General features: G+C 71.1%; 27 protein-coding genes and 2 tRNA genes. 9 read left to right on the top strand and 20 right to left on the bottom strand.

Annotation, left to right across the window (positions count from 1 at the left end):
* Positions 1–11 precede the first annotated feature (11 nt).
* Positions 12–1,634 (bottom strand): DAK2 domain-containing protein, encoded by a 1,623-nt coding sequence (locus tag NZH93_RS25445; RefSeq protein WP_259625702.1) that lies wholly within the window; start codon positions 1,632–1,634, stop codon positions 12–14.
* Between the two features lie 161 nt (positions 1,635–1,795).
* On the opposite strand from NZH93_RS25445, the gene rpmB reads away from it, so the two are divergent.
* A complete protein-coding gene (gene rpmB / locus NZH93_RS25440) occupies positions 1,796–1,987 on the top strand; it encodes a 50S ribosomal protein L28 (protein ID WP_106188104.1) in 192 nt (63 codons plus the stop codon).
* 132 nt (positions 1,988–2,119) lie between these two features.
* On the opposite strand, the gene NZH93_RS25435 is transcribed toward rpmB, so the two are convergent.
* The 5 genes from NZH93_RS25435 to NZH93_RS25415 all read right to left on the bottom strand — a co-directional run bounded on the left by NZH93_RS25435 (position 2,120) and on the right by NZH93_RS25415 (position 5,799).
* Positions 2,120–2,797: a uracil-DNA glycosylase gene (locus tag NZH93_RS25435; protein WP_259625701.1), complete on the bottom strand. Its 678-nt coding sequence runs from the start codon at positions 2,795–2,797 to the stop codon at positions 2,120–2,122.
* Positions 2,798–2,813: 16 nt separating this feature from the next.
* On the bottom strand, positions 2,814–3,335 hold the full coding sequence (locus NZH93_RS25430; protein ID WP_259625700.1) for a gamma carbonic anhydrase family protein: 522 nt from the start codon (positions 3,333–3,335) through the stop codon (positions 2,814–2,816).
* Between the two features lie 20 nt (positions 3,336–3,355).
* Positions 3,356–4,252 (bottom strand): hypothetical protein, encoded by an 897-nt coding sequence (locus NZH93_RS25425; RefSeq protein WP_259625699.1) that lies wholly within the window; start codon positions 4,250–4,252, stop codon positions 3,356–3,358.
* A gap of 81 nt (positions 4,253–4,333) precedes the next feature.
* Positions 4,334–4,819: a GNAT family N-acetyltransferase gene (locus NZH93_RS25420; protein WP_259625698.1), complete on the bottom strand. Its 486-nt coding sequence runs from the start codon at positions 4,817–4,819 to the stop codon at positions 4,334–4,336.
* 14 nt (positions 4,820–4,833) lie between these two features.
* Complete coding sequence (locus NZH93_RS25415; protein ID WP_259625697.1) at positions 4,834–5,799, bottom strand: thiamine-phosphate kinase; 966 nt, start codon at positions 5,797–5,799, stop codon at positions 4,834–4,836.
* Between the two features lie 97 nt (positions 5,800–5,896).
* Between NZH93_RS25415 and NZH93_RS25410 the strand changes: the two genes are divergently transcribed.
* Positions 5,897–6,130, top strand: a complete 234-nt coding sequence (locus tag NZH93_RS25410) for an Lrp/AsnC family transcriptional regulator (RefSeq protein ID WP_259625696.1) — start codon at positions 5,897–5,899, stop codon at positions 6,128–6,130.
* Between the two features lie 20 nt (positions 6,131–6,150).
* Entirely contained in the window at positions 6,151–6,741 is a 591-nt protein-coding gene (locus NZH93_RS25405) for a DUF3515 domain-containing protein (RefSeq protein ID WP_259625695.1), read from the top strand.
* Positions 6,742–6,748: 7 nt separating this feature from the next.
* Here the strand turns inward: NZH93_RS25405 and NZH93_RS25400 are convergent, their stop codons facing one another.
* Together NZH93_RS25400 and pdxR are read right to left on the bottom strand one after the other, a co-directional pair.
* A complete protein-coding gene (locus NZH93_RS25400; protein WP_259625694.1) occupies positions 6,749–7,816 on the bottom strand; it encodes a D-alanine--D-alanine ligase family protein in 1,068 nt (355 codons plus the stop codon).
* 24 nt (positions 7,817–7,840) lie between these two features.
* Positions 7,841–9,268, bottom strand: coding sequence for a MocR-like pyridoxine biosynthesis transcription factor PdxR (pdxR, locus tag NZH93_RS25395; RefSeq protein WP_259625693.1), 1,428 nt, complete (start codon positions 9,266–9,268; stop codon positions 7,841–7,843).
* A gap of 34 nt (positions 9,269–9,302) precedes the next feature.
* Here pdxR and NZH93_RS25390 point away from each other — a divergent pair, with 34 nt between their 5' ends.
* A complete protein-coding gene (locus NZH93_RS25390; protein WP_259625692.1) occupies positions 9,303–9,950 on the top strand; it encodes a pyridoxamine 5'-phosphate oxidase family protein in 648 nt (215 codons plus the stop codon).
* Here NZH93_RS25390 and NZH93_RS25385 read toward each other — a convergent pair.
* The 4 genes from NZH93_RS25385 to NZH93_RS25370 form a co-directional block, all read right to left on the bottom strand.
* A complete protein-coding gene (locus tag NZH93_RS25385; RefSeq protein ID WP_259625691.1) occupies positions 9,934–10,401 on the bottom strand; it encodes a cysteine dioxygenase in 468 nt (155 codons plus the stop codon). The two genes, NZH93_RS25390 and NZH93_RS25385, sit on opposite strands and share 17 nt — an antisense overlap.
* A gap of 220 nt (positions 10,402–10,621) precedes the next feature.
* Positions 10,622–11,713 (bottom strand): cystathionine gamma-lyase, encoded by a 1,092-nt coding sequence (locus NZH93_RS25380; protein ID WP_259625690.1) that lies wholly within the window; start codon positions 11,711–11,713, stop codon positions 10,622–10,624.
* On the bottom strand, positions 11,710–12,720 hold the full coding sequence (locus NZH93_RS25375; protein WP_259625689.1) for an NAD(P)H-dependent glycerol-3-phosphate dehydrogenase: 1,011 nt from the start codon (positions 12,718–12,720) through the stop codon (positions 11,710–11,712). Before NZH93_RS25375 ends, NZH93_RS25380 begins: the two co-directional genes overlap by 4 nt.
* Before the next feature lies 1 nt (position 12,721).
* Complete coding sequence (locus NZH93_RS25370; RefSeq protein ID WP_259625688.1) at positions 12,722–13,438, bottom strand: lysophospholipid acyltransferase family protein; 717 nt, start codon at positions 13,436–13,438, stop codon at positions 12,722–12,724.
* 88 nt (positions 13,439–13,526) lie between these two features.
* Between NZH93_RS25370 and cofC the strand changes: the two genes are divergently transcribed.
* From cofC to NZH93_RS25350, 4 genes are all read left to right on the top strand, one after another.
* Positions 13,527–14,153 carry a 2-phospho-L-lactate guanylyltransferase gene (gene cofC / locus NZH93_RS25365; RefSeq protein WP_259625687.1) on the top strand — a complete coding sequence of 209 codons (627 nt, stop codon included), beginning with the start codon at positions 13,527–13,529 and terminating at the stop codon, positions 14,151–14,153.
* 86 nt (positions 14,154–14,239) lie between these two features.
* Entirely contained in the window at positions 14,240–14,434 is a 195-nt protein-coding gene (locus NZH93_RS25360; protein WP_259625686.1) for a hypothetical protein, read from the top strand.
* 85 nt (positions 14,435–14,519) lie between these two features.
* On the top strand, positions 14,520–16,799 hold the full coding sequence (locus NZH93_RS25355; protein WP_259625685.1) for an RNA degradosome polyphosphate kinase: 2,280 nt from the start codon (positions 14,520–14,522) through the stop codon (positions 16,797–16,799).
* An 11-nt stretch (positions 16,800–16,810) separates the two neighbouring features.
* The gene (locus NZH93_RS25350) at positions 16,811–17,749 is read left to right on the top strand and encodes an NUDIX hydrolase (protein ID WP_259625736.1); all 939 of its coding nucleotides are present in this window, start codon (positions 16,811–16,813) and stop codon (positions 17,747–17,749) included.
* A gap of 950 nt (positions 17,750–18,699) precedes the next feature.
* Here NZH93_RS25350 and NZH93_RS49995 read toward each other — a convergent pair.
* From NZH93_RS49995 to leuC, 4 genes are all read right to left on the bottom strand, one after another.
* Positions 18,700–19,461: a class I SAM-dependent methyltransferase gene (locus NZH93_RS49995; protein WP_308214238.1), complete on the bottom strand. Its 762-nt coding sequence runs from the start codon at positions 19,459–19,461 to the stop codon at positions 18,700–18,702.
* Between the two features lie 383 nt (positions 19,462–19,844).
* Positions 19,845–20,561, bottom strand: coding sequence for an HU family DNA-binding protein (locus tag NZH93_RS25340; RefSeq protein ID WP_259625684.1), 717 nt, complete (start codon positions 20,559–20,561; stop codon positions 19,845–19,847).
* A 218-nt stretch (positions 20,562–20,779) separates the two neighbouring features.
* The gene (gene leuD / locus NZH93_RS25335; protein WP_259625683.1) at positions 20,780–21,382 is read right to left on the bottom strand and encodes a 3-isopropylmalate dehydratase small subunit; all 603 of its coding nucleotides are present in this window, start codon (positions 21,380–21,382) and stop codon (positions 20,780–20,782) included.
* Between the two features lie 17 nt (positions 21,383–21,399).
* Entirely contained in the window at positions 21,400–22,803 is a 1,404-nt protein-coding gene (leuC, locus tag NZH93_RS25330) for a 3-isopropylmalate dehydratase large subunit (RefSeq protein ID WP_259625682.1), read from the bottom strand.
* Between the two features lie 99 nt (positions 22,804–22,902).
* Here leuC and NZH93_RS25325 point away from each other — a divergent pair, with 99 nt between their 5' ends.
* Positions 22,903–23,604 carry an IclR family transcriptional regulator gene (locus tag NZH93_RS25325; RefSeq protein WP_259625681.1) on the top strand — a complete coding sequence of 234 codons (702 nt, stop codon included), beginning with the start codon at positions 22,903–22,905 and terminating at the stop codon, positions 23,602–23,604.
* Positions 23,605–23,878: 274 nt separating this feature from the next.
* Here NZH93_RS25325 and NZH93_RS25320 read toward each other — a convergent pair.
* From NZH93_RS25320 to gltX, 4 genes are all read right to left on the bottom strand, one after another.
* Positions 23,879–23,951, bottom strand: a tRNA-Glu gene (locus tag NZH93_RS25320).
* 84 nt (positions 23,952–24,035) lie between these two features.
* Positions 24,036–24,107: transfer RNA gene (locus NZH93_RS25315), tRNA-Gln, on the bottom strand.
* Positions 24,108–24,261: 154 nt separating this feature from the next.
* Positions 24,262–24,999: an HAD family hydrolase gene (locus tag NZH93_RS25310; protein WP_259625680.1), complete on the bottom strand. Its 738-nt coding sequence runs from the start codon at positions 24,997–24,999 to the stop codon at positions 24,262–24,264.
* 104 nt (positions 25,000–25,103) lie between these two features.
* Positions 25,104–26,594, bottom strand: a complete 1,491-nt coding sequence (gene gltX, locus NZH93_RS25305) for a glutamate--tRNA ligase (RefSeq protein ID WP_259625679.1) — start codon at positions 26,592–26,594, stop codon at positions 25,104–25,106.
* Between the last annotated feature and the right edge of the window lie 3 nt (positions 26,595–26,597).

Here is a 26,597-nt window from a genome sequence, read left to right as displayed (position 1 = left end):
CGCCCATTCAACTACTCGACACCGACAAGGATGATCGCGTCCGGCTGGCCGCCCTGGTAGACGGTCAGCTCCACCTCGGGGTGGCTCAGCCGGAGGTGGTCCTCCAGCAGGTCCGCCAGGCCCGGTGGGGCGGCGGCGCCGAGGACGGTCGTGACCAGTTCACCACCGCCCGCGAGCATCCGGTCGACCAGGCGGCACGCGAGGTCGCCGACGGCGTCCTCGTCGGCCGGGGCGGGTTCGATCAGGACGACCTCGCCGTCGAGCAGGCCGAGCAGGTCGCCCACCCGGACGCGGCCCGCCCAGGTGATGCCCTCGCCGTCCGACAGGGCCAGTTCGCCGCGCCGGGTGGCGGCGGCGGCCTCGGCCATGGCGACCACGTCGTCGCCGGGGCGGCGGGACGGGTCGTGCACGGCGATGGCGGCCAGCACCTGCACGGGGGACGCGGTCGGGACGACCACGACGTCCTGGCCCGCCGCGACGGCCTGCGCGACGGCCTCGGCGAGGCGGTCGCGCAGGCCCGGCGTGCCGGGCAGGACCGTGACCTGGCGGGCGCGGGTGCTGACCAGCACGGCCAGCAGGTCTGACGGCGTCGGCGACCCCACCGCGGCCAGGTCGACCACGACGGCGCCCTCGGAGCGGAACAGCTCGACCGCGCCCTCGCCGCTGACCAGCACGACGACCGCGCGGTCGCGGACGAAGCGCGGGGCCTGCGCGGCGATCTGGTCGGCGAAGCGGGCGACGGTGATCCGGTGCGGGCGGCCCGCGCCGATGCCCGCCTCGATGGCCGCGCCGATGTCGTTGCAGTGCACGTGGACGGTCCACAGCTCGGCGCCGTCGCCGACCGCGGACACGCAGTCGCCGAGGCCGCCGAGGGTGGCGCGCAGCTCGTCGACGGCGGTCTCGGACGTGCCGTCGAGCAGGTACATGACCTCGTACTCGAACTCGACGGACCCGGCTTCGCGGCCGGTGGTCAGCGATTCCGGCGTGCGCGGCAGCACCGGCACGACCTCGCTCTCCTCCTCGCGGCCCGTGACGACGGCCGCGAGTGTGTCCAAGAGCACCAGCAGCCCGCGCCCGCCCGCGTCGACCACGCCCGCCTTGGCGAGAACGGCCAGTTGGCGCGGGGTGTCGGCGAGCGCGGCGGCTCCTGCCTTCGCGGCCGAGGTGATGACGTGCTCCAGGTCGTCCGGCCCGTCGGCGGCGGCTTCGGCGGCGGCGTGCAGGACCGACAGCACGGTGCCCGCGACCGGTTGGGAGACCGCGGCGGTGGCCAGCTCGTCGGCCCGGTGCAGCGCCTGCCGCAGCGCTCCCCCGGTCATCGTGGAGGCGCCCTGGACGGTCTCCGCGAGCCCCCGCAGCACCTGGGACAGGATCACCCCGGAGTTGCCGCGAGCACCCGCCAGCGCGCCCTTGGCCAGGGCCGCGAGTGACGTGCCCGCCGCGTCACGGGCGTCGGCGGGAGCGCGCAGCAGCGCGTCCAGCGCCGAGCGCATCGTCTGGAGGAGGTTCGTGCCCGTGTCGCCGTCGGGCACCGGGTAGACGTTGATCCGGTCGATCGCCTCGCGGTTCGCGTCCAGTGACCGCACACACGCGTCCGCCCATCGGCGCACCGCGCCCGCATCGAGGACCTGCATGGCGGGAGCGTATCGACCCGCTCCGCGGGCACCCCGGTTTGGTCGTGGCACGGGACACCGGTTACCCTCATCGGTGTTGCCATGCCCGGCTGAGGCTTGTGCACGCTTGCGCGCCCGCCGGGGCGTGAGTAAGAAATGAGCAACCCTAAGGAGTGGCTGACGTGGCTGCCGTGTGCGACGTCTGTAACAAGGGGCCGGGCTTCGGCCATTCTGTCTCGCACTCCCACCGGAAGACGAACCGCCGGTGGAACCCGAACATCCAGTCCGTGCGCGCGAAGGTTTCCTCCTCGCAGCGCCAGCGGCTGAACGTGTGCACCTCCTGCATCAAGGCGGGCAAGGTTGTGCGCGGCTGATTTCCAGCCCTGAAGCGGAAGCCCGGACACCCTGCGGTGTCCGGGCTTCCGCCTTTTCCGGCCCTTCCGACCCCGAACAGCGGAGAACCGCCCCACCGGGCGGCGGGGCGGTTCCGGGCACTCGGGAGCGGACTAGGGCAGCTTCCAGTCGATCGGGGCCGCGCCCTGCTTCTCCAGCAGCTCGTTGGCCTTGCTGAACGGCTTGGAGCCGAAGAACCCGCCGTGCGCCGACAGCGGGCTCGGGTGGGCGGACTCGATGCACGGCACCGGGTCGAGCATGGGCTTGAGGTTGCGGGCCGCGCGGCCCCACAGGATCGCGACCATGGGCTCCTCGCGCGCCGCGAGGGCGCGGATGGCCTGCTCGGTGACCTGCTCCCAGCCCTTGCCCTGGTGGGAGTTCGACACGCCGGTGCGGAGCGTCAGCGACCTGTTGAGCAGCAGCACGCCCTGCTGGGTCCACGGCGTGAGGTCACCGTTGGACGGCATGGGGTGGCCGAGGTCCTCGACGTACTCCTTGTAGATGTTGACCAGGCTCTTGGGGATCGGCTTGGTCTCGGGCGACACCGAGAAGCTGAGGCCGACGGCGTGGCCGGGTGTCGGGTACGGGTCCTGGCCGACGATGAGCGCGCGCACCTCGTGGAAGGGCTGCTGGAAGGCGCGCAGCACGTTCTCGCCCGCGGGGAGGTATGTGTGGCCCGCGGCGACTTCGGCACGCAGGAACTCGCCCATTTCGGCGATGCGGTCGGAAACGGGGGCGAGTGCTTCAGCCCATCCGGTTTCCACGATCTCGTTCAGGGGACGTCCAGGCACAGCGCGTGACCCTATCTCACTCCAGCCTGCGGAGTTCCTTGCGGTACAAGGCGATGTTGGCGACGTACCGGTCGACCGCGAACTGCCAGGCACGTTCCGGCACGACGTGCCCCGGCCGCACCTTCGCGGGCACGCCGAGCGCCATCGAGCGGGCGGGCACGTGACCGCCGAACGAGACCACGGCGCCCGCGCCGACGATCGAGCCCTCCTCGACCACGGAACCGTTGAGCACCACGGAACCGGACGCGATCAGGCAGTGGTCGGCGATGGTCGCGCCCTCGACGTGGACGTTGTGCCCGATGACGCACTCCTCGCCGATCAGCGCGGGGTGCACCTCGGTGCAGTGGATGACCGTGCCGTCCTGCACGCTCGTGCGCGCGCCGATCTCGATGCGCCCGGCGTCGCCGCGCAGCACGGCCTGCGGCCACACCGACGCGAACGCCCCGATCTTCACGGCGCCGATGACGGTGGCGTCGGGGTGGACGTACGCCTCCGGGTGGATCTCGGGTACGTGCTCGCCCAGCGCGTAGATGGCCACGACTGCGTCCTCCTCGGGGATCAGCCCACGTGGCGGATGCGGATTCCGCGCAGGAGGGCCGGGTTCGACCAGCCCTGACCGTAGAGCACGCCGTCCACCGAGTCGCCTGCCTCGTTCTCGTCCAGCACGGCGGAGCCCCGTGGAACGCCCATCAGCGCGCTGTGGGGTCCGCGCGGGACGCCCTTGACGGCTCGGGGGAGGTACTGGCGGGCCAGCACGTGGCCGTCGCTGGGGCGCACGACCACCCACGGGCCGTGGGGGCCCGCGGCGGCGGGGACGAGCCGGACCGGGATCCACTGCGGATCGGCGGTGAGCAGGGCCGCGGCCCGGCGAGCGTAGGGGCGTTGCCACCACTGGGTGAGGGGCCGAGTGGTCGGCGGTCGCGGCGGGTCGGCGTAGTCGGGGTCCGCCAGCACGGACGCGGCGGTGGAGCGTTCCCGCCGCAGCGCCACCGGCTCCTCGCCGGAGATGCGCAGGAGCGGTGGTCGGGTGCTCACCAGTTCGGCGGCGAAGGGGATGCCGTCCGCTCGGAGCTGGCCCGGCGCGTCGCCGCAGGCGACCTGGAAGACCTGGCGGACCTCACCGCCGGGGGCGGTCGCCAGTGCGACGACCGGGACCACGCGGGGCACGCGGGGCGAGGAGATCCAACGGACCTGCGCCCACACGGGTTCCGCGGCGGCGTCGGCGGCGTTGTCCGCGATCGGGTGGCCGCTGGGCGGCACCTCGAAACCGGGGCGGGCGATCTGGAAGAACAGGACGCCGAGCACCACGGCGGCGAACAGCGTCAGCCAGGCGTTGCCGGTGGCCGTCCAGGTCAGCGCGCCCGCCACCAGCGGCAGGGCCAGCGCCCAGCCGGTCTCCCAGCCCCGCCTCAGGGTCCGCTCGCTGAGGACCAGCGGTCGTTCGGTCCAGTTCACCCTGGTCTCCCCCCAAGATCGAGACCTCAACGGTACCGCCGGACGGGGGCGGGCAGGAGGGGCTGACCGGGTACCCGTTCGTCACTCGGCCGTGGGGACCAGCGCCTTTCCGAAGCAGAGGCTCAGCGGGTCGTCGCGGTAGCTGCCGAAGTTGGGCATCCGCTCGTACCCGCTGCTCAGGTAGAGCGCTATCGCCTCCGGCTGGATGGAGCCGGTCTCCAGGACCATCCTGGTGCGCCCCGCCTCCCGCGCCGCGCGCTCCAGTTCGGCCAGCACCCGCCTGGCCAGGCCCTTGCCCCTGGCGGCGTCGACGACGTACATGCGCTTGATCTCCGCGTCGCCCGGCCGCAGCGGCGACTCGGCCACGTCGTGCGCGCGCCAGCCACCGCAGGCGACGGGCTCGCCGTCCAGGTAGCCGACGACGAAGAACCCGTGCGGCGCGCTGAACTCCGCCGGGTCGACGGGGGTGATGTCCTCGTCGCCGTAGCGCTCCACGTAGACCTTCTGGACGCCGTCGATCAGCTTCACCGCGTCTGGATGGTCATACGTGACCGTGCATAGTTCCATAACCCAGAAGATACCTACCGCCAGTGCTCCCATCCAGGGGGTTTCTCGTAGGTGCGGCCGTCGACCGTCACGCCGCCGCCGTGCCGCACCGAGCCGATCACCTGCCACTCCTCCGGCACCAGGGCCGGGTCGGGGAACGTGGCCGCCAGCGCGTGGTCCTCGCCACCGGTGAGGACCCAGTGGCGGGCGTCCGCGCCCAGCGCCGACGCCACGTCGACCAGCCTCGGGTGGACCTCCAGCAGTTCCGTGCGGATGTCGATGCCCACGCCGGACGCGTCCGCGACGTGACCCAGGTCCGCCAGCAGGCCGTCCGAGGTGTCGATCATGGAGGTGGCGCCCGCCGCGGCGGCCTGCGGGCCCGCCGGGTAGGGCGGTTCCGGGGTGCGCTGGGCGCCGACCACGGCCACCGGCGAGCGGAACCCCCGGCTGAGGACGGCGAGACCAGCCGCCGCCCAGCCGAGCTTGCCGCACACCGCCACGACGTCGCCGACCTGCGCGCCCGACCGCAGGACGGGCTCTAGTCCATTGAGGTCGCCCAGCGCAGTAATGGAGATCACCAGTGTCTCGGAGCTCACCATGTCGCCGCCGACGACACCAGCGCCCGCGACGGTGGCCTCCTGCCACAGGCCGGCGGTGATGCCGTCCACGACGGCCGCCGGGGTGTCCGACGGGCAGGCCAGTCCGATGAGGAGCGCGGTCGGCATCGCGCCCATGGCCGCGACGTCGGAGAGGTTGACGGCGGCGGCCTTCCGCCCGACCTGCTCGGGAGATGACCAGTCGAGTCTGAAGTGGACGTTCTCGACGAGGACGTCGGTCGAGGCCACCACGCGGCCGTCGGGCGCGGCGACGACCGCTGCGTCGTCACCCGGCCCGAGCAGCGTGGTGGGTGGCTGCGTCCGACCGGCCGTCACTCGGCGGATGAGACCGAACTCACCCACTTCAGCGACCGTGTCCGCGTCTTGCGGCGGGTCCGGACGCAAGATTGCCTCCCGTTCTGAGCATTCGGAACTCCAACTGCGGTACGTTGCTGGTCAAGTTCCTACCCCGACCTAACCTGTCGCGACGAAGGGGCACGCCGTGGTGCACGCATACATCCTCATCCAGACCGAGGTCGGGAAGGCAGCCGCCGTCGCGGGGGAGATCGCCGGGATTCCGGGGGTTTCGTCCGCGGAGGACGTCACGGGTCCTTATGACGTGATCGTCCGGGCGGACGCCGAGACCGTCGACCAGCTCGGCCAGCTCGTGGTGGCCCGCATCCAAAATGTGGAAGGGATCACACGGACCCTGACCTGCCCAGTGGTCAACTTGTAGCGACGTGCTGTCATAGGGCTGTGCCACAGGATCAGCCGACCGAATCCGAGCCCGTCTCGTCGTTGCCCCGACCGCTGCTCGCCGTGGCCATCGGCCTCCCGGTGCTGCTCGCGGTCGCGGTGGCGGCGGTCGGGCTCGTCCTCGGCACGTCGGGTGCCGCCGACCCCGCCCTACCGACCGCCGACAACTCCGGTCCACTGGCGCTCGTGCCGGTGACCGCTCCCGCCGCGGAGTCCCCCGAGTGCACGTCGCTGCTCGGGAAGCTGCCGCTGACGCTGGTGTCGGACGGGTCGACGCTGCCGCGTCGGGAACTCGCCACCCCCGCCCCCGCGGGCGCCGTGGCGTGGGGTGACGCGGAGCACAAGCCGCTCGTGCTGCGCTGCGGCCTCGACCGCCCCGGCGAGCTGACGCCGACCTCCCAGCTCCGGGTGATCTCGGACGTGCAGTGGCTGGAGGTCCAGGGCTCCGACGCGGCGACGTGGTTCGCCGTCGACCGCCCGGTCGTCATCGCGCTGACCGTTCCCTCCGACGCGGGCACGGGGCCGCTCCAGGACGTGTCGACGACGATCCGCGACTCGCTCGCCAAGGGACCGGTCCGGACGCAGGGCTGACCCCGGTTCAGCGCAGGCCGGTGCCGCGGGTGATCGCGGTCTCGACCAGGGTCGTCAGCAGGGTCCGGTAGTCGACCCCGGTGACGGCCCACATGCGCGGGAACATCGAGATGGGCGTGAAGCCGGGCATGGTGTTGACCTCGTTGAGCACCAGCTCGTCGTACTCGGTGACGAAGAAGTCCACCCTGGACAGTCCCTGGCAGTCGAGCGAGCGGAACGCGGTGACCGCCATCTCGCGCAGCCGCTCGGTGAGGTCGTCGTCGAGCTTCGCGGGGATGTCGAACTCGGCCACGTCGTCGAGGTACTTCGAGTCGAAGTCGTACCAGTCGACGGAGCCGCCCACGACGCGCAGCTCGGCGGGCAGCGACGCCTCGACCCGGCCGTCGGGGAACTCCAGGACGCCGCACTCGATCTCGCGGCCGACGACGGCGGCCTCGACGATGACCTTCGGGTCGGTCTGGCGGGCGAACGCGATGGCGTCGTCCAGGTGCGCCCAGTCCACGACCTTCGAGATGCCGACGGACGACCCGGCGCGGCACGGCTTCACGAACACCGGCAGGCCCAGGTGGTCGCGCTGGTCGACGGTCAGCGTGGCCTGGTCGCGCTTGAGCACCTCGAAGGCGCCGACCGGCAGGCCCTCGGCCGCCAACAACCTCTTCGTGTACTCCTTGTCCATCGAGACCGCGCTCGCGAGCACACCGGGCCCGACGTAGGGCACGTCCGCCAGCTCCAGCAGGCCCTGGACGGTGCCGTCCTCGCCCCACGCGCCGTGCAGCAGCGGGAACACCACGTCGACGCCCGCGACCACGACGGCGGGGTCCGTCGGCACCAGCTCGCCGCCGGACACGGGCACGAGCGAGGCCACCGTGGGCAGCTCGCGGTTCTCGATCGTCAGCGCGAGCTGGTCGTCCGCGCCGATCACCCACGCGCCTTCGGGGGTGATGCCCACGGGGACGATCTCGAAGCGGTCGCGGTCCAGGTTGGGCAGCACGCTCCCGGCGGACACGCAGGAGACGGTGTGCTCGCTGCTCCGACCGCCGAACACCACCGCGACCCTGGTCTTGCGCTGCGTCATGGGGCCCGACCCTACCCGGATGGGCTAGTCCGGAGGGGCGGCCGCGACCAGCAGCTCGACCAGCGCCGGGAGCACCGAGACGAGCTGCTCCCGCGAGCACGCGGCGTAGCCGATGGCGACGCCGTGGACCCTCGGCCGTCCCGCGTGGTGGCGGGCCAGCCCGTCGAGCCGGAGGCCACGCCGTTCCGCGGCGGCCAGCAGCTCCTGCTCCGCCTCGTCGGTCGACACCCGCACGACGACGTGCGCGCCGGCGTCGTCGCCGAGCACCGGCACGCCCGCCGCGGCCAGCGCCTCCACCAGCAGCGCCCGCCGTTCGGACAGCTCGCGGCGCAGCTTGCGCAGGTGCCTGCCCAGGTCGCCGTGCCGGGCGAGTTCCACGACCACGCGCTGCCCGGCGGGCGCGGGCCCGGTGCCGGTGCGGTCGCGGTGGGCGAGCACGGCGCTGGCGATCGACTCGGGCGCGACCATCCAGCCGGTGCCCAGCGTCGGCGTGAGGATCTTGCTGGTCGTGCCGAGGTGCACGACCACGTCCGGCGCGAGCGCGGCCAGCAGCGGCAGCGGGGCCACGTCGTAGCGCAGTTCGCCGTCGTAGTCGTCCTCGATGACCAGCCAGCCGTCGCGGCGAGCCCGTTCGACCAGCGCGACCCGGCGGCCCGCGGACATCCGGCCGCCCATCGGGTACTGGTGCGCGGGCGAGCAGTACACCGCCCGCACGCCCTTCGGCACGCCCTCCACGAGCAGGCCTTCGGCGTCGACCGGCGCGGGCACGACCCGCAGGCCCGCCGCGCGCATCGCGCCGACCGCGCGCTGGTAGCCGGGTTCCTCCACGGCCACCGCGTCGCCGGGCTTGAGCACGGCCGCCGCCAGCTCGGTCAGCGCCGCCGTCGTGCCGCCCGTGGCCAGCACCAGCTCCTCCCGCAGCCCGCCGAGCACGGCGAGGCCGCGGTGGCGCAGCAGGTGCTCGGCGACGACCTCGCGGTACTCCGGCAGTCCCCCGCGCTGCGGGCGCAGCAGCGGCATCGTGTCGGCGGCGGCCCGCCACGCCCGCCGCCAGGCCGCCTTGTCCAGGCCACCGGCCCACGGGGCGCCGGGCGCGAGGTCGATGACCTCGCGGGGCGCGGCTGTCGGAGCGGCGCGCTTGGTGCGACCCTTGAGCGCGCCCGGCGGGGTCGTGGTGATGTAGGTGCCGCTGCCGTGCCTGCCCGCGATCCAGCCCTCGGCGTGGAGCTGCTCGTACGCCGCGGCCGTGACGGTGCGGCTGACGCCAAGGCGTTCGGCCAGCGCCCTGGTCGAGGGCAGCCGGTCGCCGCTGCGCAGCCTGCCCTCGGCGGCCGCGGTGCGCATGGCGTCGGCGAGCTGCACGGCGAGCGGTTCGGGCGACGAGCGGTCGAGCGTGACCGGGAACGCGGTGTCCGTCAAAGTGGCCCTTCCAAATACAGTGGAATTGGTCATTGAAGGATGCCACTTTCCGGCTGACGATGGAACCATGACCTTGTCGCCCACGCCGCGCAGCACGATCAAGCGCGGCAAGAAGCGTGCCGTGACCGAACGATCCGCCCTGCACGAGGTGCTCGACGCGGGCCTGGTGTGCCACCTCGCGGTCGTCGTCGACGGCGCCCCGGTCGTGCTGCCCACCGGCTACGGCCGCGATGGCGACACCCTCTACCTGCACGGTTCCACCGGCGCGCGAACGCTGCGCGAGGCAGAGGGCGGGGTGCCGGTGAGCGTCGCCGTGACGCTGCTCGACGGCATCGTCTACGCCCGGTCGCTGTTCAACCACTCGATGAACTACCGCTGCGCCGTGGTGCACGGGACGGCCGTGCCGGTGCTCGACCCGGAGACCAAGACGCACGCGCTGAAGGTGCTGACCGAGCACCTGTCACCGGGGTCGTGGGACTACGCGCGGCAGCCGACCGCCCGCGAACTGGCCGCCACCGCCGTGCTCGCGCTCGACCTGACCGAGGCGTCGGTGAAGATCCGCAGCGGTCCCCCCGGCGACGACGACGAGGACGTCGCGGAGTCCACGGCGTGGGCGGGCGTGCTGCCGATCCGGACGTCGTACGGCGAGCCCGAGCCGTGCCCCCGGCTCACCGGGGACACGGCCCTGCCGGAGCACGTCAGCGGACGGCGGTAGGCCCGTCGAGCGGGTCGAAGCGGTACGGGGTCATGGCCCGGCCACCGTCGCGGTAGACGTGGACGGTGACCGCCGGGTCAGGACCGTCGTTGCGCACGCGGTGCACGTAGTTCGGGCCGAACACCCGCGACTGGCCCGCGGTGAGGCTGTGCAGCACCTGGGCGTGCGCCGTGGCGACCGTCTCCGTCAGCGAGCCGCTGACCAGCGTGAACGCCCCGGTGGAGCCGCCGTGGTCGTGCAGGTCGGTCTCCTGGCCGGGCAGCCAGCTCATCAGCCAGACCTCCTCGGAGGCCGTGCGCTCGACCAGCGCGGCGAACCGCTGGTCGGGGTCGTAGCGGAGCAGGTGGCGCCAGGACGCGCGGTCGGCGGCGTAGCCCAGTGCGATGCGCACCGGGTGCACGGCGGCGCGGGACTCGGGCAGGGCGATGGTGTTGTCCGGAACGGCGAACATGAGGGGTGTGGTCCTTCGGGATCAAAGCGGCACCGGTCGTCACCGACCGGCAGGGCGCGAGAAGATCACCGACAAGGACAGAGCGCGCTGGCGACCAGGCTGAGGTCGATGTGACCCCGCCCGTCGATCATCGCGCGCAACAACACCGGGCGATTCTCGCAGCCCGTTCGCACCCGCTCAACCGGCTCCCACTCCTTGGGAGGCACTCCACCCGATCGAGCTACGCCAGTGCCGCCAGGACGTCCGTGACCAGGTCGGCGGTGTCCTCGCAGCCCGCGGACAGCCGCACCAGGCCCTCCGGCACCGGGTCGCCCCACTGCGCGCGCCGGTCGAGGCTGGTGTGCAGCCCGCCGAAGCTGGTGCTGGCGGCGATGAGCCTGGACCGGGCGAGGAACGCGTCCACGGCGGCGACGTCGGGGAGCTGGAACGTGAGCACGCCGCCGAAGCGGCGCATCTGCCGCGCCGCCAACGCGTACGCCTCGTCCTGCGGGGCGCCCGGCCAGCGCAGGCCGGTGACGGCCGGGTGCACGCGGAGCACGTCGTACAGCGCGGCGGCGTTCGCGGCCTGCCTGGTGAGCCGCAGGTCGAGCGTGCCGAGGCCGCGGTGGGCCAGCCACGCCTCGAACGGGCCGGGGATGGCGCCGCCGACCGTGCGGGCGCCGCGCAGCCGTTCGGCGAGCACGGCGTCCGTTGTGGACACGTGGCCGAGCAGGACGTCGCTGTGGCCCGCGACGGCCTTCGTGTCGCTGGCGACGACGATGTCGGCGCCGAGCCGCAACGGCTGCTGCCCCAACGGGGTCGCGGTCGTGTTGTCCACGGCCACGAGCGCGCCCGCCGCGTGCGCGGCGTGGGACAGCGCGGCGATGTCGCACACGTCGAGGCCGGGGTTGGACGGGGTTTCCAGCAGCACCAACGAGACGCCGTCGAAGTCCGGCCACGGGCCCGCGGTCGGCACCTCGCGGACGACGACGTCCATGTGCTCCGCCACGAACTTCCTGGTCAGGAAGTACCCGTCGCCGGGCAGCACCACCGTGTCGCCGGTGCGGAGCACCAGGCGCAGCACCGTGGAGATGGCCGCCATGCCGGACGGGAACAGGACGCACTCGCCGCCGTCCAGCTCGCCGAGCGCCGCTTCGAGCGCGCGCCACGTCGGGTTGCCGGACCGGCCGTAGGTGTCCTCGCCCGTGAGGTGGAACGCCGACGCGAACACCGGGCTGCCCATGAAAGCGCCGCCGGGCAGGCGTTCGGGGGCGCCCGCGTGGACGACCCGCGTGCCGTCGCCGTACTCCCTGCCGTCCGGGCCGGCGGTCACTGGCGCTCCGCCTTGGGTTCGCGGCCGATGAGGGCGGCACCGAGGGTGCGCGGGTCCATGCCGTCGTGGCACACCATGTGGACGCCGTCGGTCAGCGGCATGTCGACGCCGTGGCGCTGCGCGAGTTCGCGGATCGACGAGCACGACTTCACGCCTTCGGCGACCTGCCCGTGCGCGGCCTCCTGCGCCTGCGCCAGGCTTTCGCCCAGCCCCAGCCGGTGGCCGAACGTCCGGTTGCGCGACAGCGGCGACGCGCAGGTGGCGACGAGGTCGCCCAGTCCGGCCAACCCGGCGAACGTCAACGGGTCCGCGCCGAGCGCGGCGCCGAGGCGGGCCGTCTCCGCGAGGCCGCGGGTGATGATCGACGCCATCGTGTTGTCGCCGAACCCGAGCCCCGCGGCCATGCCGCAGGCGAGCGCGATGACGTTCTTGCAGGCGCCGCCGAGTTCGCAGCCGACGACGTCGGTGATGGTGTACGGCCGGAAGTAGCCGTTGGAGCACGCCTGCTGGAGCGCGACAGCGCGGTCGTGGTCGGTGCACGCGATGACCGTCGCGGTGGGCTGCTCGGCCGCGATCTCCTTGGCCAGGTTGGGTCCCGAGACGACCGCGACCTGGTCCTCCGGCACGCCCGCGACCTCGCGGATCACCTCGCTCATCCGCTTGAGCGTGCCCAGTTCGACGCCCTTCGCGAGGCTGACCAGCGTCGCGCCCTCGGGCAGCGAGTCACGCCAGCCCACGAGGTTCGCGCGCAGCGTCTGGCTCGGCACGGCCAGCACGACGGCCTGCGCGCCGTCGAGCGCCTCGTCCACCTTCGTGGTGGCGCTGAGGTTCGACGGCAGCTTCGTGCCGGGCAGGTAGTCCTCGTTGACCCCGGAGCCGTTGATCGAGTCGGCCACGGAGTCGCGGCGCGCCCACAGCACGACCTCCGGTCCGGAGTCGGCGATCACCTTGGCGAAGGCGGTGCCCCACGACCCGGCACCCAGCACGGCAACCCGCTGCACGCTCATGTCAGTTCTCGTCCCGGTTCTTCGCGGAGTCGTGGAAGCCCTCCGGAGCCTGCTCCCCGCGGATGTCGGCGAGGAGGTCCTTCACCTCGCCCATCAGCAGGTCCGTCACCTCGCGCAGCAGCGCGAGCGTTTGCGGCTGGTCCCGGTACGCGGACAGGTCGACCGGTTCCCCGACGAGGGTCACCACGGTCTTGCGCGGCAACGGCCGGAACTTCTTGGAGTAGCCGTCGTAGATCTCCCTGGTGCCCCAGCGGGCGGCCGGGATCACCGGGCCCTCGTGCTGGAGCGCGAGCCGGGCGACGCCGGTCCGCGACGTCATCGGCCAACCGTCCGGGTCGCGGGTGATCGTCCCCTCCGGGTAGATCAGCACGAGCTGGCCGCCCGCCAGCGCCTCGTGCGCCGCGCGCAGGCTCTGCTGGGCGTCGGTGGTGCCGCGGTAGACCGGGATCTGCTTGGCGCCCCGCAGGATCGAGCCCATGATCGGCACGTTCCACAGGCTGTGCTTGCCGAGCAGGTGGGGCACCCGGCCGTGGCTGTGCACGAACACCGCGTCGTAGCAGGGGTCGAGGTGGGAGACGTGGTTCATCACCAGGAGCGTGCCGCCGCTGCGGGGCAGGCGCTCCCCGTGCACCGTGCGCCTCCTGCCGAGCGCCGCGGACATCGGGTAGACGATCGCCGCGGCGACCCCGACCCAGAAGCCGCCCTTCTCCCTGACCACGTGTTCTCCCTCGACTCGTCCACCGCGGACCTGGAGTCTTCCTCGGGTGCCCCGGCCAGGTCCAGCCGACATCGGGGAGTATGGCGAGGTGCGCCGCCAAGTGGACCTCGTGGTACCAGTCAAGACGCTCGACCGGGCCAAGACCAGGCTGCTGGGCGCGGCCGACCGCGGCGCGGGCGACCCGGACGCGCACGCCGCGCTGGCGCTGGCGCTCGCGCTGGACACCGTCACCGCCGCGGCAGGGGTCGTCCGGCACGTGCTGGCCGTCACGTCCGACCCGGCGGTGGTCGCCGAGCTGACCGCGCTGGGCGTCGAGTCCGCGCCCGGCCCGGAGGGCCTGAACCCCGCGCTGCGCCACGGCGCCGCCCTGCTGCGCGCCCGTGACCCGAGGTCGGTGGTGGGCGCGCTCCAGGCGGACCTGCCCGCGTTGCGCGCGAACGAGCTGGCCGCCGCGATCGACGCCGCGGCGGGCCGCGCGTACTGCCCGGACCGGCAGGGCACCGGCACGACGCTGCTGCTGTCCGCTCCCGGCGGCGAACTCGACCCGCGCTTCGGCGTCGGTTCGGCGGACGCGCACGCCGCGTCCGGCGCGGTGGCGCTGCTCGGCCCGTGGCCGTCGCTGCGCACCGACGTGGACACGGCGGAGGACCTCGGGCTGGCGGCGGTGCTGGGGCTGGGGTCCCGGACCGCCGCCCTGCTCCCGGTGTGCGGCTGAAGCCCCGCGCCGGGTCCACCCCGGACGCGCCGCGCCGGGAACCTGTCCGACCACGGCGCGGCGCCGGGGGCACTAGCGTGAGCGCCATGATCGAGCAGGCGACGGTGAGCGCCTTCCACGCCGACGGCTCGGCGACCGTGCTGCGCGACGACGGACTGCTCGTGGACGTGTCGGCGGGGGCTGTCGCGGAGGGCGGCTGGCGGTCGCTGCGACCCGGCCAGCGCGTCACTCTGCGTCGCGACGACGACGGTTCGGTGACGGGTGTGCTCCGCCCGGTCTAATTCGATCCAGTCGTGTGACGGGGAGTTCACCCGGTAGTCGTCCACGATCGAGGCGTTTCGGCGATTCGCACGGCACAATGCAGGTGTGACCACGGACGACAGCGACGACAAGGCCACGCCGAAGCGAAGGATCCGGACGAGCACGTCCGCGAGCACCCCTCGGCGCAAGCCCCGACCGGCGACCCGCCGAGCGCGGACGCCCGACCCGGTCGTCGAGTCACCACCCGCTGTCACGACCGGTGCCCGATCGGTCCCGTCGTCACCGCCCGCCGTCACGTCCGACTCGCCGCCGACGGCGGACCTGCCGGACGACCGCTACTTCAACCGCGAACTGTCCTGGTTGGACTTCAACGCGCGGGTGCTCGCGCTGGCCGAGGACTCGTCGCAGCCGCTCCTCGAACGGGCGAAGTTCCTGGCGATCTTCGCGTCGAACCTCGACGAGTTCTACATGGTCAGGGTCGCGGGGCTGAAGCGCCGCGACGAGACCGGCCTGTCGGTGCGCAGCGCGGACGGCCTCACACCCCGCGAGCAGCTCGCGAACATCTTCAAGCGCACGCAGGAGCTCGTCGAGCAGCACGCGCGGGCGTTCCTCGACCACGTCGGGCCCGGCCTGGACCGCAACGGGATCAGCCTGGTGACGTGGGGGGAGCTGACGGACTTCGACCGGCTGCGGCTGTCGAACTACTTCAGCGACCAGGTGTTCCCGGTGCTGACACCGCTCGCCGTCGACCCGGCGCACCCGTTCCCGTACATCTCGGGGCTGTCGCTGAACCTCGCCGTGACGGTGCGGGACCCGGAGGGCGGCACCGAGCGGTTCGCCCGCGTGAAGGTGCCGGACAACGTGCCGCGGCTGGTGCGCGTGGAAGCGGACCGCGCCAGCAGTTCGGCGACGTTCCTGCCGCTGGAGCAGCTCATCGCCGCGCACCTCGGCGAGCTGTTCGCGGGCATGGAGGTCATCGAGTGCCACGCGTTCCGGGTCACCCGCAACGCAGACCTCGACGTGGAGGAGGACCGCGACGAGGACCTGCTCCAGGCGTTGGAGCGCGAGCTGGCGCGCCGCCGGTTCGGCCCGCCCGTGCGGCTGGAAGTCGCGGACGACATGACCGAGCACATGCTGGAACTGCTGCTGCGCGAGATGGAGGTGGACCCGGACGACGTCGTGCAGGTGCCGGGTCTGCTCGACCTCTCGTGCCTCTTCCAGCTCTACAGCCTGGACCGCAAGGGGTTGAAGGACCCGCCGTTCGTGCCCGCGACGCACCCCGCGTTCGGTGAGCGCGAGACGCCGAAGAGCGTGTTCGCGACGCTGCGCGAGGGCGACGTGATGGTGCACCACCCGTACGACTCGTTCTCCACGAGCGTGCAGCGGTTCATCGAGCAGGCGGCGGCCGACCCGCACGTGCTGGCGATCAAGCAGACCCTGTACCGGACGTCGGGCGACTCGCCGATCGTGGACGCGCTGATCGACGCGGCCGAGGCGGGCAAGCAGGTCGTGGCGCTGGTGGAGATCAAGGCGCGGTTCGACGAGCAGGCGAACATCAAGTGGGCGCGGCAACTGGAGAAGGCGGGCGTGCACGTCGTGTACGGGCTCGTCGGCCTGAAGACGCACTGCAAGACGTCGCTGGTCGTGCGGCAGGAGGGGTCCACGATCCGCCGGTACTGCCACATCGGCACGGGCAACTACAACCCGAAGACCGCGCGGCTGTACGAGGACGTCGGCATCCTGACCGCCGAGCCGTCGGTCGGCGCGGACCTCACCGACCTGTTCAACGTCCTGACCGGGTACGCCAGGCAGGACAACTACCGCAGCATCCTGGTCGCGCCCTACGGCGTGCGGCGCGGGATCGTGGAACGCATCCAGGACGAGATCGACCTCGCCCGCGCGGGCCACCCGGCCGGTGTGCGGATCAAGGTGAACTCGCTCGTGGACGAGGAGGTCATCGACGCCCTCTACCGCGCGTCGCAGGCCGGTGTGCGGGTGGACATCGTGGTGCGCGGCGTGTGCGCGCTCAAGCCGGGCATCCGCGGCCTGAGCGAGAACATCCACGTCCGCTCGATCCTCGGCCGCTTCCTGGAGCACTCGCGGGTGTTCCACTTCATCGGGGCGGACGAGCACTGGATCGGCAGCGCTGACATGATGCACCGCAACCTGGACCGCAGGGTCGAGGTGCAGTTGCGCGTCACCGGCCCGAAGCTGACCGCCCAGCTCGACTACATGTTCGAATCGGCGCTGGAACCCGCCACCCGCTGCTGGGTGCTGCGGTCGGACGGCGAGTGGGACGCGTCCCCCTCCGACGGCACGGTGGTGCGCGACCACCAGACCGAGATGCTGCGCCGACACCGTGCGCAGGGCGTGAGCACTTCCTAAGGAGACGCGTGTTGTCGACCGACACCATTCGGGCGGCCGGTGCGGTGCTGTGGCGCGACGACGACGGGACCGTCGAGGTCGCGGTCGTCCACCGGCCGCGCTACGACGACTGGTCACTCCCCAAGGGCAAGCTGGACGCGGGCGAGACCGTGCCCGCCGCCGCCGTGCGCGAGGTCTACGAGGAGACCGGCTACCACGCCGCCCTCGGCAGGCACGTGTCCCAGGTGCACTACAAGGCCTTCGGCAGGCCCAAGGTCGTGGACTACTTCAGCGCGCGAGCCCTGTGGGGATCGTTCGTGCCCAACTCCGAGTCGGACGAACTGCGCTGGCTGCCCGTGCCGGAGGCGGCGGCGCTGGTGACGCGCTCGTTGGACCGGGACGTGCTGGGCGCGTTCGCGCTGGTGCCCGCCGATCTGAAGACGGTGCTGCTGGTGCGGCACGCGAAAGCTGGGAAGCGGGAGAACTGGCCGGGCGATGACGACCTCCGCCCGTTGAGCTCGGCCGGGTGGCGACAGGCTGAGGCCGTGCGGTCGTTGTTGCCGTTGTTCGCGCCAGGGCGGGTGTACGCGGCGCCTCGGGTCCGGTGCGTGCAGACGGTGCAGGGTGTGGCGGATGACCTGCGGACTTCGGTTCGGCGGGAGGTCCGGTTGTCCGAGGAGGGCTACTGGCCGGACCCGGACGCGGGGTTGGTGCGGTTCTTGGAGATCACCGGGGATGAGGGTGTGCCGGTGGTGTCTTCCCAGGGTGGGGTGATCCCCGATCTGGTGACGAAGTTGGCGGACATCGGGGGGTTGAGGGTGGGGGACGTGCCGTGCAAGAAGGGGAGCGTCTGGGTGCTCGCCTTCACCCGGCCTCGGGAGGGGTGGTCCACTTCGGACTCGGTGGTGGGGTGGCCGCGGTTGGTGTCCGCGCACTACTTGCCCAGTGCGTTGCCCGCGCCTCGGCCTTGACCTGGGTTTTTGGGGCCGGTCTTGGGTTGGCGGACGGTGCGGGGTCAGAGCATGCGGTGGGTGGTCGATTTGACTTGGGGCCCCTAGATTTGCCCCTTCGTCGGACAATAAAGGGCAGAGGTGAAGCTGCCGTCCGACGCAAGTTTAAGGGGCAAATCCCCCAAGTAAAATCGACCACGTTGCGTAGGTGGGGTGGCGGTTGCGCAGGTGGTTGGTCGCAGGGAGCGTCGTGAGGGTTGGGCGGTCGTGGCTCGTATCAGGCACAACGTCCAGGTATTGCGGCTAAGTACGGCAGTCGTCGAGTACGACAGCCCAGTAGGACGCGGCTGGGCATGACAGCCCAGTACGACGGCTGAGTACGGCAGCCCGGTACGACGGCTGGGTACGACGGCTGGGCACGACAGCTCTGCACGGCGGTGGCGTTCCCTGGCCTGGCACAGCCCCTGCCTGCCTGCCTGCCCACAGCATCAGCGCTTGGCCACCTCCATCCCAACCGCTTCCCCATCCTCTCGCCTGGCCCAACAACGACACCCGCGCGGAAGCACGCAACCAACCCACCGCACTCCCCCGCCGCCGCCCCGATCCGAAGCGCCCTCAGCTTTGTCCCTGTTTTGTCAAGGCATCTTTCCCGCCTTGACAAAACAGGGACAAAGCTAGAGACAATCGCGCGAGCGGGGTGGCGGTGGGGGACCCCCAGCCGACGACGAAGTCGAGGCGCCCCAGCCCAGCCCCACCCCAACAATCCCCACGAACCGACCGATCCACCAACCCGACTTCCAAACCTCACCCACCCAACCCGCTGCCCACCCAACCCCACCCACTCAACCAACCCCACCCAACCCAGCCACCTCTCTCCCCACCCACCCAACCGACCCTCACCCACCCACCAACCGACCAGCCCCTCCCCTCACCCACCCAACCGACCCATCCCTCTCCCCTTCCCCTCTCCCTCACCCACCCACATCCACCTTCCGGGCCATCAACGCGAACGAGTTCGGCAGTGACCCGCGCCAAGCGGCCGCGTCCACGCCCCCAGCTCTCCAGAACGGCTCCGCGTACTCCTCCAGCACCCGGACCTCCATCCCGGCCCGTACAACGGCCGTGACGACCTCCCCCAGCGTCGCCTGCGCCTCCACCGCCCCGTGCCCTGGGAAAGTGTCGTTCACGAACCCCCGCTCGAAGTACCCCCGATCCCCTCGAATCCGCGGCTCGTCCTCGTCCCACGTCCACAGTGGTACCGCCGGGTGCGACTCGTACAAGAACAGCCATCCCCCTGGTCGCAGCAGCCGTGCCACGTCCGTGGCCCACGCGTCCAGGTCCGGCATCCAGATCAGCGCGCCCTTGCCGGTGTAGACCACGTCCGCGCACGCGTTCGCCAAGGGCGCTCCTGGCATCTGCCCCACCACGTAGTGACAAGGAACACCAAGGTCAACGGCTCTCCTCCGGGCCGAGGCAACGGCGGTGGGGCTGAAGTCGACGCCGACGACCCTGGTCGCGCCTGCTGCTACCAGGGCGATGTCGTCCAGGCCGTGGCCGCTCTGCGGGTGGACCACGACTGGGCCTGGTCGCAGCAGCGGACGTAGTAGTTCCTGTTCTCGTGGGAACAGGGAAGTCTCGTCGCGGGCCTGTGCCAGTAGTTCGTCGTACTCGCGCACGTGCTTCTGCGAGGCCGCTTCCCACGCCTTCCGGTTCTGCTTCACGTCGAGTTCCACGCGACCAGACTCGGGTGTCGGGCGGTCGGCGTCCACGGAATTGCCGTGCGGGGTTCCCGCTGGGTTCCGCGGAATGGTCGTGGCACCGCAGAACTACGGCTGGGCGCAAAGCGTTCGGTGGGGCATCGACCCATCACGGCCGGATTACGCCGTGGCGTCCGGGGCGGCTCGCGCATCGCCTGCCGGGCGGTGGAATGTCGTCGTCTTCAACGCTCGCAAGGAGGAGCGGTTCACGGTTGTGGACGCGGTCCCCAGGTTCCCCGACATACCTCCAAAACACGTTTGACGTGCTCTTGGAGGCGGAAAAGGCAAACGCCAGGGCCCGATGCGCGTCCGCATCGGGCCCTGGGCGTTGGTGCTGCTCCCCCTGGGGGGAGGTGGTGCTACTTCTTCTTGGCCGCCGGTGCCTTCTTGGCGGCGGCGGGCTTCGCCGCTGCCTTGGTGGCGGCGGGGGCCTTGGCCGCTGCTGCCGTCGTCTTGGCGGCGGGGGCCTTCTTGGCCGCGGCGGCGGGCTTCGCCGCTGCGGTCTTGGCGGGTGCCTTCGCGGCAGCCGTCTTGGCGGGGGCCTTGGCGGCCGCAGGAGCCTTCACGGCGGCGGGCTTCGCCGCTGCCGTGGCGGTCTTGCGGGTCGCCGGGGCCTTGGTCGCCGCGGCGGCCGTGCGGGCGGTCGTCGCACGTGCCGTGCGGGTCGTGGTCGTCCGTGCCGTGGTGCTGCGGGTCGCCGGCGCCTTGGTGGCGGTCGCGGGCTTCGCGGCAGCGGCCGCACGCGTCGTCGTCGCGGCAGCGGCCGGAGCCTTTGCGGCAGCGGCAACACGCGGCAGCTTCTTGGCACCGCTCACGACGTCCTTGAACGTCGAGCCGGCGCGGAAAGCGGGCACGTTGGTCTTCTTGACCTTGACGGTCTCGCCGGTGCGCGGGTTGCGAGCGGTGCGCGCCGCGCGGGCGCGCTTCTCGAACACGCCGAACCCGGTGATGTTCACCTTCTCGCCCTTGTGGACGCTGCGAACGATCACGTCGACGAGCCCGTCGACAGCAGCGGCGGCGTTCTTCTTGTCGCCAAGACGCTCGGACAGCGCCTCGATGAGCTGGGCCTTGTTCACCGTCAGTCCCTCCCAGGACGCTTACGGCCCTTAGTCGGGCCGACTGATGGCCACGGTAAGCCCATATGAAGGGAAATACCAATCGCCACGCCATATTTTTCGTTGTGGCGTGGGCAATTGCGCTCTGTCGAGGGACAGAAACCCCCTCCTGGGGCACTTTGGGAGGGGCTGGGAGGCCTCGGATCCTCCCTCGTCAGAGAGGAATCCGAGGCCCGCTCTCAGCTCGTCGGAAGGGGATCCGTGGTGGGCAGCCAACCTTGGCGGCGGGACTCGAAGTCGTCGATCAGATCGGCGTGGCGCAAGGTCAGGGCGATGTCGTCCAATCCTTCGAGCAGCCGCCAGCGGGTGTAGTCGTCGATCCGGAAGGCCGCCGTGAAGTCCTTTGCGCGGACCGTCTTCTCCGCCAGGTCGACGGTCACCTCGGTGCCCGGCTCGGTTTCGAGCAGCTTCCAGAGCAGTTCGACGTCCGACTGCTCGACCTCGGCGGCCACGAGGCCCTGCTTGCCGGAGTTCCCGCGGAAGATGTCGGCGAAGCGGGAGGAGATCACGACCCGGAAGCCGTAGTCCATGAGCGCCCAGACGGCGTGTTCGCGGGAGGACCCGGTGCCGAAGTCGGGGCCGGCGACCAGGACGGAGCCGGACGTGAAGGGCTCCTGGTTGAGGATGAAGTGCTCGTCGTTGCGCCAGGCGGCGAACAAGCCGTCCTCGAAGCCCGTGCGGGTGACGCGCTTCAGGTAGACGGCCGGGATGATCTGGTCGGTGTCCACGTTGGACCTGCGCAGCGGCACGCCGATGCCCGTGTGGGTGGTGAACGCGTCCATGGTCTCTGAATCCCTTCTCAGGCCAGGTCGTCGGGTGAGGAGAGGGTGCCGCGCACGGCCGTGGCGGCCGCCACCAGCGGGGAGACGAGGTGGGTGCGCCCGCCCTTGCCCTGCCTGCCCTCGAAGTTGCGGTTGGACGTGGAGGCGCTGCGCTCGCCGGGTTTGAGCTGGTCCGGATTCATGCCGAGGCACATGGAACAGCCCGCCTGGCGCCACTCGGCGCCCGCCGCGAGGAAGATCTCGTGCAGCCCTTCGGATTCCGCCTGGGCGCGAACGCGCATCGAGCCGGGCACCACGAGCATGCGCACGCTGTCGGCCACCCGGTGCCCGCGCAGCACGGCCGCGGCGGCCCTCAGGTCCTCGATGCGGCCGTTCGTGCACGACCCCAGGAACACCGTGTCCACGCTGATGTCCCGCAGCGGCGTGCCCGGTTCGAGGCCCATGTAGGCGAGCGCCTTCTCGGCCGCGACCCGCTCGTTGTCGTCGCCGATCGCCTCGGGGTCCGGCACGGAGGCGCCCAACGGCAGCCCCTGTCCAGGATTCGTCCCCCACGTGACGAAGGGGGTCAGGGTGCTCGCGTCGATGTGGACCTCGGCGTCGAAGACCGCGTCGTCGTCCGTGCGCAGGGTCTTCCAGTACTCGACCGCGGCATCCCATTCGGCACCAACGGAAGCGTGCGGACGCCCCTTCAGGTACTCGAACGTCACCTCGTCCGGGGCGATCATCCCGGCCCGCGCACCAGCCTCGATGGACATGTTGCACACCGTCATGCGGGCTTCCATCGACAGCGCCTCGATGGCCGCGCCGCGGTACTCCAGCACGTAGCCCTGGCCGCCACCGGTGCCGATGTTCGCGATGACCGCGAGGATCACGTCCTTCGCCGTGACGCCCTCGCGCAGCTCGCCGTCGACCGTGATGGCCATCGTCTTGAACGGCCGCAGCGGCAACGTCTGCGTCGCCATCACGTGCTCGACCTCGGACGTGCCGATGCCGAAGGCCAGCGCGCCGAACGCGCCGTGCGTGGAGGTGTGGCTGTCGCCGCACACCACCGTCATGCCCGGCTGGGTGAGGCCGAGCTGCGGGCCCACCACGTGGACGATGCCCTGCTCCGCGTCACCCATGGGGTGCAGGCGGACGCCGAACTCCTTGCAGTTCGCCCGCAGCGTGTCCACCTGCGTCCGCGACACGAGGTCCGCGATCGGCTGGTCGATGTCGACCGTCGGCACGTTGTGGTCCTCGGTGGCGATCGTCAGGTCGACGCGGCGCAGCCCGCGGCCCGCGAGCCTGAGCCCGTCGAACGCCTGCGGACTCGTCACTTCGTGCAGCAGGTGGAGGTCGATGTAGAGCAGGTCCGGCTCGGCGCCGTCGCCATGGCGCACGACGTGCGCCTCCCACACCTTCTCCGCGAGTGTGCGGCCCATCGCTTCATCCCCATCGGTCCGTGGGTGGGAGCTCCATCCAGAGCGGGGGCTCCCGATAACTTCTGGACTTCCCAGATACCGGGAAGTTAGTATCGCGCTGTGGGACAGCATAGCGGGATCGGCGTGCTGGACAAGGCTGTGGCCGTGTTGAACGCCGTCGCGAAGGATCCGTGTGGACTTGCCGAGCTCTGCAACCGGACGGGGTTGCCAAGAGCGACGGCCCACCGCCTGGCGGTAGGCCTGGAGGTCCACCGCCTCCTCCGACGGGGCTCAGACGGCCGCTGGCGTCCAGGCGCGGCACTGGCGGAACTGGCGGGCGGCGCGACCGACCCCCTGCTCGACGCGGCGGCCTCGGTCCTGCCCCGCCTACGCGACATAACCGGCGAAAGCGTCCAGCTCTACCGCCGGGACGGCATGCAAAGAATCTGCGTCTCCTCAGCCGAACCCCCCAGCGGCCTGCGGGACACGGTCCCCATAGGCGCCAGACTCCCCATGACAGCCGGCTCAGGCGCCAAAGTCCTAGCAGCCTGGTCCGACCCAGGCACCCAAAGATCCGTCCTGGCCGACGCCGTCTACGGCGAACGCACCCTCCTAGAGGTCCGCAGACGAGGCTGGGCCCAAAGCGTCGCAGAACGCGAACCAGGCGTAGCCAGCGTAAGCGCCCCGGTAAGAGACAGCGCAGGCCAAGTAGTAGCCGCAATCTCAGTCTCCGGCCCAATAGACCGCATGGGCAGACGCCCAGGCGCAAGATGGGCAGCAGACCTACTAGCAGCAGCAGAAGCCCTACAATCCCGCCTCTAACACCACACAAACACCCAAACCCCCAACACACACAAAGGCCGTGAGCCCCCACTCACGGCCTTTGCCACACCCACACCCAAAACCCATACTTACCGACGACGCAGTCGAGCCACTCCCCACCCACGCACCGCCCCCACACGCAGCACCACCTGCACACACCGGGGGGTGCAGGGGGGCGAAGCCCTCCCTGCCTTGGGGTCTGGGGCGAGAGCCCCAGCGCAAATGCGAAAGATCCCCATGCGCGTCTTCTGCGCATGGGGATCCCCCAGATCTGTAGCCCCGATGGGATTCGAACCCACGCTACCGCCTTGAGAGGGCGGCGTCCTAGGCCGCTAGACGACGGGGCCCTAGGTAATTCACTTGTTCTTGCACTTATTCGGTCTTGCTTGTTGCTGGAGCAGCGTATCAGACTCTGATTTCTACTCTTGCAGCTGGGGTACCAGGACTCGAACCTAGACTGACTGAACCAGAATCAGCCGTGCTGCCAATTACACCATACCCCAATGTTTTCCTGATCAGCTCTCCCGCTCTTCGCGCTGAGGGCCGCTCGTTCCAACGAGATGAATACTAGACCACGGTGCCCGCAGAAGTGAAATCGGCCCCCACTTCAACCCATCGGGCGAGGTGGGGGCCGGTGCGCGCCGTCCTGGCGGGTGTTCAGGCGTGCGCGGTGGAGAGTTCGCAGACGAGCAGTTCGGGTAGCTCGGCGAGCGTGCTGATGGTGCTGATGCCTGCGGGCATGGTGCCTTCGCGGGGGCCTTGGCGGTTGAGCCAGACGCCGCGCATCCCGGCGTCGCGGGCCCCGATGGCGTCGGCGTGCAGCCGGTCGCCGACGTGCACGGTTTCGGTGAGCGGGACGCCGAGGTCGGAGCAGGCCGTGTCGAAGATCATGCGGTCCGGTTTGGCCGCGCCGACCTCCCCGGCGATGAGCACGGTGTCGAAGTACTCGGCGAGGCCGAGCGCGGCGATCTTGACCCGCTGGTGGCGGCCTGAGGCGTTGCTCACGGCGGCGATGGGCAGGCCGGTGGCGCGGAGCCACTCCAGACACGGGACGACGTCCGGGAACAGGCTCCAGCCGTCGGCGAGGACCTCTTGGCGGCGCATTTCGCGGCGCGTGGCTTCCGCCTGGTCGAGGTCCTCGCCGAGGGCGGCGAAGAAGGCGCGGGTGCGGATGTTCCGCATCGTCTCGTACTGGAGTTCCCCTGCTAACAGCCTCGTGCAGTGGTCGTCGGTGATCCGCTGCCACAACGTCCACGCGTCGGCGTTACCCACCATCGAGGCCAGCGCGGCCCGAGACGAGGTGCTGTAGTCGACGAGGGTGTCGTCGACGTCGAGCGAGATTGCGCGGATTTCGCCGGTTCTCTTGAGCGTGAAAGTCGGGGAAGCAGTTGTCACCCCGTGAGGCTAGGTGCGATCACCCCTCGGCCGATTCGGCTAAGGAGGTGATATCTGCTGGCTCTTGCACGGTCAAGCAACGCTCAAGCCACCGAACGCACGAGTCACGCTGCCCCGAGCGCTCGAAGCAATCGGCCGATCGAGCGATCCTTGCCGAGCAGTTCCATCGATTCGTAGAGCGGCGGTGACACCGTCCGGCCGGTGACGGCGACCCGCACGGGGGCGAACGCCTTCTTCGGCTTGAGGCCGAGTCCGTCCACAAGGGACGTCTTCAGCGCGTCCTGGATTGCCTCGGTCGTCCACTCGTCGAGCGCCTGGAGCGAGTCGATCGCCGCGCGCAGCACGGGTTCGGCATCAGGACCCAGCGCCTTGGCGGCGGACGCGGGCTCCGGGGTGAACGATTCCTCTGCCGCGAAAAGGAAGCGGACCATGTCCGAGGCCTCGGAGAGCAGCGCCAGTCGCTCTTGGACGAGCGGGGCGATGGCGGCCAACTGGGCGACCTGCTCGGCGCTCGGTTCGGCGGGCAGCACGCCGTCCGCCGCCAGGTACGGCAGCGCGGCGCTGGTGAACTGCTCGACGGGCAGGGCGCGCAGGTGCGTCCCGTTGATCGCCTCGGCCTTCTTCAGGTCGAAGCGGGCCGGGTTGGAGCTGACCTTGGCGATGTCGAAGGCCGCGTACATCTCCTCGACGCTGAAGATGTCGTTGTCCTCGGCGATGGACCAGCCGAGCAGCGCGAGGTAGTTCAGCAGGCCTTCGGGCAGGAAGCCCAGATCGCGGTAGTGGAACAGGTTCGACTGGGGGTCCCGCTTGGACAGCTTCTTGTTGCCGTCGCCGGTCACGGTCGGCAGATGTCCGAATTCGGGGGTGAATCCGGTCACGCCGATGCGCTGGAGCGCCTGGTACAGCCCGATCTGGCGCGGGGTGGACGGCAGCAGGTCCTCGCCGCGCAGCACGTGGGTGATCCCCATGAGCGCGTCGTCGACCGGGTTCACGAACGGGTACAGCGGAACCCCGTTCGCCCGCACCATCACCGGGTCCGGGGTGCTGCCCGCCTTGAAGGTGATCTCGCCGCGGACGAGGTCCGTCCACGTGATGTCGCTGTCCGGCATCCGCAGGCGCAGCACGGGTTCGCGGCCGTCGGCGCGGAACGCGGCCTTCTGCTCGTCGGTGAGGTCGCGGTCGAAGTTGTCGTAGCCGAGCTTCGGGTCCTGGCCCGCGGCCCTGCGGCGGGCCTCGACCTCGTCGTTGGTGGAGAACGACTCGTAGAGCTCGTCGGCGGCGAACAGGCGCTTGGCGATGTCCTCGTGGACCGAGCGCCGGAGGCTCTGCCGGTACGGCTCGTGCGGTCCACCGACCTCGGGGCCCTCGTCCCAGTCGAGGCCCAGCCAGCGGAGGGCTTCGAGGAGTGATTCGTACGACTCCTCGGAGTCGCGCGCGGCGTCGGTGTCCTCGACGCGGAAGACGACCTTGCCGCCGACGTGCCGGGCGAAAGCCCAGTTGAACAGGGCGGTGCGGATCAGCCCGACGTGCGGTGTGCCCGTCGGCGACGGGCAGAAGCGGACGCGGACCTCTGGGGTTTCGGAAACGTTGCTCATGGC

The sequence above is a fragment of the Umezawaea endophytica genome (genome assembly GCF_025061645.1).
Taxonomy (GTDB): domain Bacteria; phylum Actinomycetota; class Actinomycetes; order Mycobacteriales; family Pseudonocardiaceae; genus Umezawaea; species Umezawaea endophytica.
This window is presented reverse-complemented; position numbering and strand designations above follow the sequence as displayed.

Coding starts and splice junctions, on each gene's coding strand:
- NZH93_RS25390 (WP_259625692.1), top strand. CDS start 9,303: ATGACCTTGTCGCCCACGCCGCGCAGCACGATCAAGCGCGGCAAGAAG.
- NZH93_RS25360 (WP_259625686.1), top strand. CDS start 14,240: ATGATCGAGCAGGCGACGGTGAGCGCCTTCCACGCCGACGGCTCGGCG.
- NZH93_RS25385 (WP_259625691.1), bottom strand. CDS start 10,401: ATGTTCGCCGTTCCGGACAACACCATCGCCCTGCCCGAGTCCCGCGCC.
- NZH93_RS25420 (WP_259625698.1), bottom strand. CDS start 4,819: ATGGAACTATGCACGGTCACGTATGACCATCCAGACGCGGTGAAGCTG.
- NZH93_RS25375 (WP_259625689.1), bottom strand. CDS start 12,720: ATGAGCGTGCAGCGGGTTGCCGTGCTGGGTGCCGGGTCGTGGGGCACC.
- pdxR (WP_259625693.1), bottom strand. CDS start 9,268: ATGACCAATTCCACTGTATTTGGAAGGGCCACTTTGACGGACACCGCG.
- leuC (WP_259625682.1), bottom strand. CDS start 22,803: ATGGGCCGCACACTCGCGGAGAAGGTGTGGGAGGCGCACGTCGTGCGC.
- NZH93_RS25445 (WP_259625702.1), bottom strand. CDS start 1,634: ATGCAGGTCCTCGATGCGGGCGCGGTGCGCCGATGGGCGGACGCGTGT.
- NZH93_RS25400 (WP_259625694.1), bottom strand. CDS start 7,816: ATGACGCAGCGCAAGACCAGGGTCGCGGTGGTGTTCGGCGGTCGGAGC.
- leuD (WP_259625683.1), bottom strand. CDS start 21,382: ATGGACGCGTTCACCACCCACACGGGCATCGGCGTGCCGCTGCGCAGG.
- gltX (WP_259625679.1), bottom strand. CDS start 26,594: ATGAGCAACGTTTCCGAAACCCCAGAGGTCCGCGTCCGCTTCTGCCCG.